This window comes from Longimonas sp. (assembly GCF_046498435.1).
Classification (GTDB): Bacteria; Bacteroidota; Rhodothermia; order Rhodothermales; family Salinibacteraceae; genus Longimonas.
Genome location: NZ_JAWOAR010000019.1, coordinates 1 through 8,504, shown reverse-complemented (window position 1 = coordinate 8,504; position 8,504 = coordinate 1). Strand labels below are relative to the sequence as shown.

Annotated in this window: 6 protein-coding genes; 4 read left to right on the top strand and 2 right to left on the bottom strand. The window is 60.7% G+C overall.

What is annotated here, in order from left to right; translation table 11 throughout:
* Both R6U20_RS00770 and R6U20_RS00765 read left to right on the top strand, forming a co-directional pair.
* Window positions 1-168: DUF5615 family PIN-like protein (locus R6U20_RS00770; protein WP_410335964.1), on the top strand; the 168-nt coding region annotated here is incomplete at its 5' end.
* A gap of 1,148 nt (window positions 169-1,316) precedes the next feature.
* A complete protein-coding gene (locus R6U20_RS00765) occupies window positions 1,317-2,330 on the top strand; it encodes an MFS transporter (RefSeq protein WP_410335963.1) in 1,014 nt (337 codons plus the stop codon).
* Window positions 2,331-2,866: 536 nt separating this feature from the next.
* Here R6U20_RS00765 and trxA read toward each other — a convergent pair.
* Window positions 2,867-3,205, bottom strand: coding sequence for a thioredoxin (gene trxA, locus R6U20_RS00760; protein WP_410335962.1), 339 nt, complete (start codon window positions 3,203-3,205; stop codon window positions 2,867-2,869).
* A gap of 174 nt (window positions 3,206-3,379) precedes the next feature.
* On the opposite strand from trxA, the gene R6U20_RS00755 reads away from it, so the two are divergent.
* The gene (locus R6U20_RS00755) at window positions 3,380-4,612 is read left to right on the top strand and encodes an MFS transporter (RefSeq protein WP_410335961.1); all 1,233 of its coding nucleotides are present in this window, start codon (window positions 3,380-3,382) and stop codon (window positions 4,610-4,612) included.
* Window positions 4,613-5,412: 800 nt separating this feature from the next.
* Here R6U20_RS00755 and R6U20_RS00750 read toward each other — a convergent pair.
* Entirely contained in the window at window positions 5,413-6,414 is a 1,002-nt protein-coding gene (locus tag R6U20_RS00750) for a potassium channel beta subunit family protein (RefSeq protein WP_410335960.1), read from the bottom strand.
* A gap of 189 nt (window positions 6,415-6,603) precedes the next feature.
* Here R6U20_RS00750 and R6U20_RS00745 point away from each other — a divergent pair.
* The coding region (locus R6U20_RS00745; RefSeq protein ID WP_410335959.1) for a transglycosylase domain-containing protein at window positions 6,604-8,504 on the top strand (1,901 nt) is incomplete at its 3' end.

Here is an 8,504-nt window from a genome sequence, read left to right as displayed (position 1 = left end):
CTACGCGCGGCCTCAGACCAAGAGCACCTTGCGTCAGCCGCCGCTGAGGGCTGGGTCGTCTTCACACAGGACGCTGATTTCCTTCGTCTGCACGCTGAGGGGTTCAGCCGTGCTGGCATCGCGTATGCCCTCAGCAGACGCCGATCGGCGAAATCGTTCGTGGCCTGATGCCAATCTATCAGGTGCTTGAGCTCGGTGATATGCGCGATCACGTGGAGTTTCTGTGACCGCGTTGTGGAGCACCACTCTCGTAGAAGCCTGGGATGAGGGCAAGGATACCTGCACCAGCGCTCTATTCTGGGCCTATTCTGATGACGCACCTGCCACTTTGCGGTGCGCTCCGTAAGACCAGCCTGTTCTGGTCACGCATTGTCCGGGTGAAGTGCACTCGGTGCCTACGAGGATGGCGTTTCTGAGTGTCCTGACGTTCCCCTCTCACTTCGTGCTTCTTTGACGAACACGCCATCCCTTTTCCCCTCCGCGCGTCCAAAGCCACCATTGGCGCCGACTGCGCAGCCGGGTTCGTCATGATGAAGGCATCGTGACCACGACGGCCAGCACGTTGACGGCCGCGTCCCATCCAGCTGGGATCTGCCGGAAGGATGCCGAGCTGATGGAGGGTAGTATTAGCGTAGTCCCAGATGGTCTCAGTGACTCGGGAGAGGGTATGGACGTCCTGGCTTTCGGGGTGAAGCTTCCCGGGAGTTCCACCAGCTGTATTGTAATACCCCAACGATGGTGGGGCAGGACCAGGGAGACCTGACAAGCTGGACGCACGCGGATAGCGGCGTGTCGCGACGACACTGAGAGGACAAGGTGTAATAATCTGACTGCCCGGCCGCGGGCAGGGCGGTCCGAGGGAGCCAGCAGCAGCCAGCGGAGATATGGAGGCGCGGCAGTACATCACCTGCCGCGCCTCCGTGCATGTTAGGAGGTGCTATGGAACCAGTTGCATTCACCGACGAGAGAGCGGCGTGGGCGTCATTCTATGCCGTGGACCCCCAGCTGGGGTTTGTCGCGGTCTCAGCCCTAACGACGGCCAGGGAGCTGGGGTTGCGGATCGCAGCGCAGCTGATAGGTGGACAGACGATGCTCCTGGATGACGGGGTTGCGTTGAAGCGTCAGTCGGACGTGGAGATCGAGCTGCCCGATGGGGAGGGCAGCTACAGAGCTGTCTACACCCGCAATCGCCCGAGCCGGCTGGACAGCGAGATCGGCTACGAGACCTGCGTGCTGCACCGCGACGCCACCGTGCAGGCCGCAGCGCAGCACTTCGGCTACGTCCTGCGCTTCCCAGGCGAAGAGGAGCCAGCGGCTTGTTGGGCGACCGGTGGGGCGAGCGCAGGGTCGTACTGCTGGCCGTTGGGGGCACAGCCTTCACCAGCTTGCTGCTGGCTTTGGCCCCACACTATGCGCTGTTCTTTGTAGGAACTGTTGCGCTGGGTGCCATGGCCGGACTGCACTACAGTGCGGCGACTTCTCTTCTTACGCGCACCTTTCGACAGACGGGCACAGCCATTGGCATCCATTCGGCCGGAGCCCCTTTGGCAGGCATTGCAATTCCTGTTGCTGCAGGAGCAGTGGGGGCATTGTTCGGATGGCGATATGCCGTAGCCATTGGGGCGATAGTTGCCCTTCCCACGGCCCTGCTCTTTATGAGCACGGTACGCACTACCCCGCCGACGCGTCCCAACACCGCCGTGTGGGATCGTGTCAAAGTGCGCCCCATCGCTGAACTTCTTGCGCGTCCTCCTATCCTGTGGACGGGAGTTCTGTCATTGGTTGGCGCCTTTGTGTGGCAAGCTACCGCCTCGTTTTTGCCCACATTTTTGGTGGAGCACCACGGATATACCGAAGCCGGGGCCGGAGCGCTGTTCTCGGCCTATTTCGTTGTGCAGGGCATCGGCCAGCCGCTTGTTGGAAAGCTGTCAGATCGAATTGGGCGCTACCCGGCGGCTACATTTGCTACCACCATAGGAGCTATTGGATACGGGATGTTTGTCATTGGACATGGCTTCTGGATACTCGCTGTGGCCACCTTCTGCGCAGGAATCGCCATGAGCTGGGGGGCGGCCCTCTTGCCCAAATTTATGGATCACCTAACTGCGGAAGAGCGAGGAGCCGGCTTCGGACTGATTCGGACCAGCTACATGGTTTTGGGAGCCACCGGAAGCGTGGCTACAGGCGTAACAGCAGATCTACTTGGATGGAACGTGGCCTTTGCAGGATTGGCGACGCTTTTGGGGGGCATGTCGGTTGTCATGCTCATCAAGCAGCGCGATGGAGCAGGGGTCCACACCACACCACACGACACCACAACACCACAGTAGCAAGCAAGAAAGAAAGTAATAAGTAAAGACAGGCATGAAGTTGGGGGTTTGTGCGTTTCAAACCGGTATCATGTGCGCCCCGACGTTACTTAATACACGCTCTCATTCGTACGATGCTGCGTTTCAAATACGTGTTTGATCTATATGATTTTACGTCATCCCTCTCCCTACATCCCCCTCCTCTGAGGGGGACTTGAGGAACGCCTTCCACGGTTCCTTCCTCCTCGGGGAGGACAGGTAGGATAGAGGGGAATCCACCCGGCAATCCCCAAAACCATTGTTGAGGTCACTTACTGCTCTGTCACGCGTGATTCATAGGGTAACGCATGGACTCCCATTTTATAGTCATCCCGGACCATCCCGACCACCGTCGGGAGCAGATCCGGGATCTTTTGTGGACTTCCATAACAATCATTCGCGTGAGCTACCCAACCATTGACGTGTGACACGGCACTACGCCCTACCAAAAACGAGGCCTGCCTTCGGTAGAAGGCAGGCCTCATGCTGTGCAGTTGTAGGTACGCTGCGCACTGGAGTTACGCCGCCTGTGCGAGCTGTTTGTCGAGCCGCTTGGTGAGTTCGGACTTCGGCACGGCGCCCAGCACCTGATCAACGACTTCGCCATCCTTAAAAACGAGCAGCGTAGGGATGGAGCGCACGCCGTACTCCTGCGCCGTCTTCGGGTTGTTGTCGACGTTCAATTTTCCTACCTTGGCACGACCCTCGTATTCCTCAGCAACCGCGTTTACGGTCGGAGCAATTTGGCGGCACGGGCCACACCAGGGCGCCCAAAAATCAACCAGCACGGGCTGATCAGCGTTGAGGACATCGTCCTCAAAAGTACTGTCGGAAAGTTCGAGGGTAGATTCGGCCATAGTAATACGTTCAGTTGTGAAACAAGCGCTCTTGTTATTCGGGCACAGCGGTGCGTCGTTCCGAGCACCATGCAGTGAGTACTACTGATGCCGCTATCGTAACACCCGCATGTGTGAAGTTATCGTTCCTGCCACCACTACGCGTTAACAGGGTTTCCTGAACAGGCATCTAATATGAGCAGCAATGACCGCGCCATCATCATCCTCACGTCATTAGGACATGGAATGGTGCACACCTACGAACTGTCAATCCCCATTTTGATGACATTGTGGCTTACCGAGTTCGGCGCCTCAACTGCCGTGTTGGGCGCACTCGTCTCGGTCGGATACGGGTTGTACGGTGTGGGGGCCCTTCCTGCAGGCATCTTGGCCGACCGCTGGGGCTCGCGGCACCTCATCGTGGCCTGCCTTGCGGGCATGGGCGCGTCGTTTCTGATGCTGAGCCTGGCCCCGGGACTGTGGACTGTTGGCGCGGCGCTGGTGCTGTGGGGATTGGCGGCCAGCATCTACCATCCGGCAGGACTTACGCTCATCTCGCGTGGAGTCGTGCAGCGTGGTAAGGGGTTGGCCCTACACGGGATGGCAGGAAACGCCGGTATTGCGCTCGGTCCGTTCTGCACGGCACTGCTTCTGCTGGTTGTGGACTGGCGCGTGGTGGCGGCCTGTCTGGCGCTGCCGGCACTGGCCGCTACGATCTATGCCGCGCAAGCCTCCTTCAACGAAACGGCTGCCGACCCCCAAGCCAATGAGGCCGCAAGCCAGGCAACAAGTCCACCAACTCCAGCCTCATTTGCTCAACTCTGGACGCATACACGCGTGCTGTTTGCCTCGGGCTTTGCGGTTGTCTTCGGAATTGTCATTCTGTCGGGGCTCTACTACCGCGGCATGCTAACGTTTTTGCCCAATCTGCTCGAAGACGTGTTCGTGCTTGACACCGCTGTTGACCTTGAGCCCAGCCGGTACGTGTATGCTGCGTTGCTCATGGTGGGTATGGCCGGGCAGTATGCTGGCGGCTGGCTTACCGACCACCGACGTACCGAGTGGGCCCTCGTCGGTGCGTTTGCAATGCTGACGGTGCTGGGTGTAGTGTTCTGGCCGCTGGCACAGATGGGAACCGCCTCGCTCCTGGCAGTTAGCGCGGTGCTTGGCGTGGCCCTCTTCATTGTGCAGCCGCTGTATCAGGCAACCGTAGCTGAGTACACCCCCTCCGAAGCGCGTGGGCTCTCGTATGGGTTTACCTATCTGGGCGTGTTTGGCGTGGGAGCCCTCGGTGCTGGCATTGCGGGCAGCATCTTACACTGGTCTACCCCAACGGTGCTCTTTGCCGTGCTGGCCGGATTTGCCGTGCTGGGCGCAGGGGGAAGCGCCTACCTGGCCTACCGACGACGTCCGGTCACGGCATCGTGAAGGGAGCCACGCAGCCTCGATCTGTGGAGGCTACGTCAGATGTACAAAGGGCACAATTGGCCTCTACCTCCCATAAAACCACTCACTAAAAAATAACGGTTATTCAGAAAAGGGGCGGATAGCGCATTGTGGATAACTTTGGGAATCCCCTGTATACCCTGTGTACAACCTGTGGATAACTTTGGGGAATACTGTGGATAGCGACAGGCACCGCTCCACCCGTATACACACAATCTACTAAACCCCGTTCAGCGCGCGTTAAAGGCTGTTTTTACAGTGTGCCGCCTTAATATCTGTTATTTAAAACAGGCTGTGGATAGATGTTGATAGCCTGTGGATAACTTTAGCGCCGCTGCATCCCTTTTCATGACACACACCCCCTTAATATCCGTTATTTTCAAGAACATTGCCAATAGGCAAGGCGGCGGGCCGCTCTGACAGGCGGTCAATAGTGTGCACTGTGGGCATCCAGACGCTTCCCGAAAGCCGGCGAGCGTTGTTCAATCGTTCGTGCTGCCTATCGCACACTATCGCACGGCACCGCCTCCCAGGTGACTCCCGAAAACAGCAGGAAGCTGGATCCCCCGGGAGGCCAAGACCGCAATTATACCAGATCCGGTTGCAGCATTGCGGTATCGTTTCTCTACAACGCACCGGATGTACGTGGTCAGTCGGCCCTCGTCCTCGTGTGGAGCAACGGTCTGGAAGAACCCGGCCTTTTGCTTCCATCCGTTGCAGACCCGCCGGAATCGATGCCCCTCTCTTGACAGCGGACGTTGGCATTGAGCCGACGTGATGGGCTACGCATTCCGCCAGTTGGTGGAGGCGGCAGGCGCGTTGTCGAGGATGTCTTCGATGCGCGCCATGTGCTCGGGGCTGAGCCGCTTGGCCACCTCCAGCGCCTCCATGTTTTCGTGCACCTGCTCCGGACGCGAGGCCCCCGTAATCACGGTGCTTACGTGCTCGTTCTTCAGGCACCATGCCAGCGCAAGCTGCGCCATCGTGCAGTCGAGTTCGTTCTCGGCGATCGGTGTGAGCTGCCGCACCGCCTCCAACTGACGCTGGCCCTCTGCGCTCTCCAGGCGCTTGCGGAGTCCTGCGTACTTGTCGAGGTCCAGGCGGCTGCCTTCGGGGATGCCGTCGTTGTACTTGCCCGTGAGGATGCCGCTGGCGAGCGGACTCCACGTGGTGAGGCCGAGGTCAAAGTCGCGGTAGAGCGGCTGGTAATCGTGCTCCACCTTCTGGCGATGCGTCATGTTGTACTGCGGCTGCTCCATGACGGGCGGAATGAGATGCTCGCGCCGCGCGATCTCGTATGCTTGCCGGATCTGCTCGGCGGTCCACTCGCTGGTGCCCCAGTAGAACGCCCAGCCGCGGTCAATGACATGGTTCATGGCCCGCACCGTCTCCTCAATCGGCGTTTCGGGATCGGGGCGGTGGCAGAAGATCAGGTCCACGTAGTCCATCTGCATGCGCTGCAGCGACGCCTTTGTGCCCTCTACGATATGTTTGCGCGAGAGGCCGCGGTCGTTGGGCCCGGAGCCGCCCCAGAAGATTTTCGTGGACACGACCAGATCCGAGCGTGTCCACTCTTCGGAGCGGATGATATTGCCCATCATGACCTCGGCTTGCCCGCTGGCGTAGGCTTCCGCGTTGTCGAAGAAGTTGACGCCCGCGTCATAGGCGGCTTTCATGCAGGCACGGGCGCGGTCCTCGTCGATTTGGTCGCCGAACGTAACCCACGATCCAAACGAGAGCGCTGATACCTTGAGTCCCGAGCGTCCAAGATGGCGATATTCCATGGTGGTGTGATGTGTTGTGAAGAAGGCGGTGCATGGGCCTCCCTCATAATGCAAGCGGCGATACGGGTTCACCCCGTTGAGGACGTGTTACGTTGCCGTGTTACGGTGCACTTGCATCTTTTTGGTTGCGCACAGCCAAGGAACGTATTATTGTGAACAGAGCCCTCTTTCTGTGGTTAAGAGTCATTCATGATGAGTTCATCTGATTCCTCTTTTATCGAGTCGTTCACAGAGCACCCTGCCACCCAACGCGTGGGGGCGTGGGGACAAGCCGTAGCTGGGTGGATACGAAGCGCGCCGCCGTGGACCCGCGCGCTGATGCTAACGTGTGCGCTGAGTGTACCTCTCGTGCTGCTCATCCGCGCCGAACTGCGCACGTCGTACCTGCAGTCGACGCTGCTGTCACAGTATGCGTCGGGGCTCACGTACCAGGTCGACGACGGCCCCAGCCCGTCGATTCGCTTCCCTACGACCGGCCCGTTCAATGAGCGGTTGGGATACGTGGCGCTGCCTGCGTTCATCGACAGCCTAACGCAGCGCGGACGCTTCGCGATTGCCCGTCAGGCGCGGGTCTCCGACCGGTTTGCTACGCACATGGACATCGGGCTTGCTCCGCCCTATGTGCCAAAGCAGCAGACGGGCCTCGACGTGCTCGACCGCTCAGCAGTCCCGCTGGCTTCGGCCCGCTACCCGCAGCGCGTGTACGCCGCCCCGGACTCCATTCCACGCTTGGCGCGCGAAACGCTGCTCTTCATCGAAAATCGCGCGCTGCTCGGCACTGCCCCTCCGCGAAAAAATCCAGCGATTGAGTGGCGGCGCTTTGCGTACGCGTCAGGGCGTCAGCTTAGCGATGCGCTGGGCCTCACCGAAGACGGCCCCGGCGGCAGCACGCTGGCCACACAACTCGACAAGGTGCGCAACTCGCCGGGCGGGCAGACCGCGGGCCCGATCGATAAGCTGCGCCAGATGGCCTCGGCCTCGGTGCAGAGCTACCTGCATGGCCCCGAAACGATTGAGGCGCGGCGCCGCCTGGTGGCCGAGTACCTGAACCTGCTTCCGCTGGCCGCCATTGCCGGACACGGCGAGGTGAACGGCCTGGGCGACGGGCTTTGGGCCTGGTACAACACCGACCTCGACACGGTAAATCGCCACCTGCGCGCCGCCGACACCACTGCGACGCCGTCGGACGCCCAAGCGCTGGCCTACCGGCAGGTGCTGCAGCTTATCCTGTCGACGCGCAGCCCCTCGCGCTTTTTCCTGTCGGAAGCCGGGCACGAGGCGCTCACGGAGCTGGCCGATGCGTATCTGCCCGTGCTGGCCGAAGCGGGCATCATCTCTCCCGATATGCGTGATGCCGCCCTGGCCAACCGTCCCGAACGCCGCACGCGAGCCGTGGCTCCGGCCACCGAGTCGTTCATTGCCCGGAAGGCCGCCAGTGCCACGCGCATCCAGTTGCTGCAACAGCTGTCGATGCCTTCGCTTCCGGCGCTGGACCGCCTCGACCTGACGACGCACACACATTACGACGCTTCGGCACAGCGCGCGGTGGCGGGACTGCTGGAGCGGCTTCAGGACCCGGCGTTTGTCCGCGAGGCCGGGCTTGCGGGACCGCGCATGCTTGACCGGGGTGACCCGTCGCTCGTTGAGTACGCGGTGGTGTTGTACGAGCGCGACTCTACCGCCAACGTGGTGCGCCTGCAAGCCGACACGTTCGACGGGCCGTTCGACATCAACCGGGGGGCGAAGCTCGAACTGGGGTCAACCGCCAAGCTGCGCACGCTGGTTACGTACCTGGAGTTGATCGACGAGCTCTACGACACCCACGCCGGGCGGTCTGCCGACTCGTTGCAGGCGGTGCCGGTAGCTAATAACGACGCGCTCTCGCGCTGGGCGCTGGGCGAACTGCAGCGCAATCCCGCGCTCTCGCGGCGCGACCTGCTGGATGCTGCCATGAACCGCCGCTACTCCGCAAGTCCGTATGAACGGTTCTTTACCGGCGGCGGACAGCACCGCTTTAGTAACTTTAGCACGGCCAGCGACAGTCTTCGTCCGACCGTGACGACGGCCTTTCGGCAGTCGATCAACCTGCC

Excerpts from the sequence above, each read along its gene's own strand:
- R6U20_RS00750 (WP_410335960.1), bottom strand. The coding sequence starts at position 6,414 with ATGGAATATCGCCATCTTGGACGCTCGGGACTCAAGGTATCAGCGCTC.
- trxA (WP_410335962.1), bottom strand. The coding sequence starts at position 3,205 with ATGGCCGAATCTACCCTCGAACTTTCCGACAGTACTTTTGAGGACGAT.
- R6U20_RS00755 (WP_410335961.1), top strand. The coding sequence starts at position 3,380 with ATGAGCAGCAATGACCGCGCCATCATCATCCTCACGTCATTAGGACAT.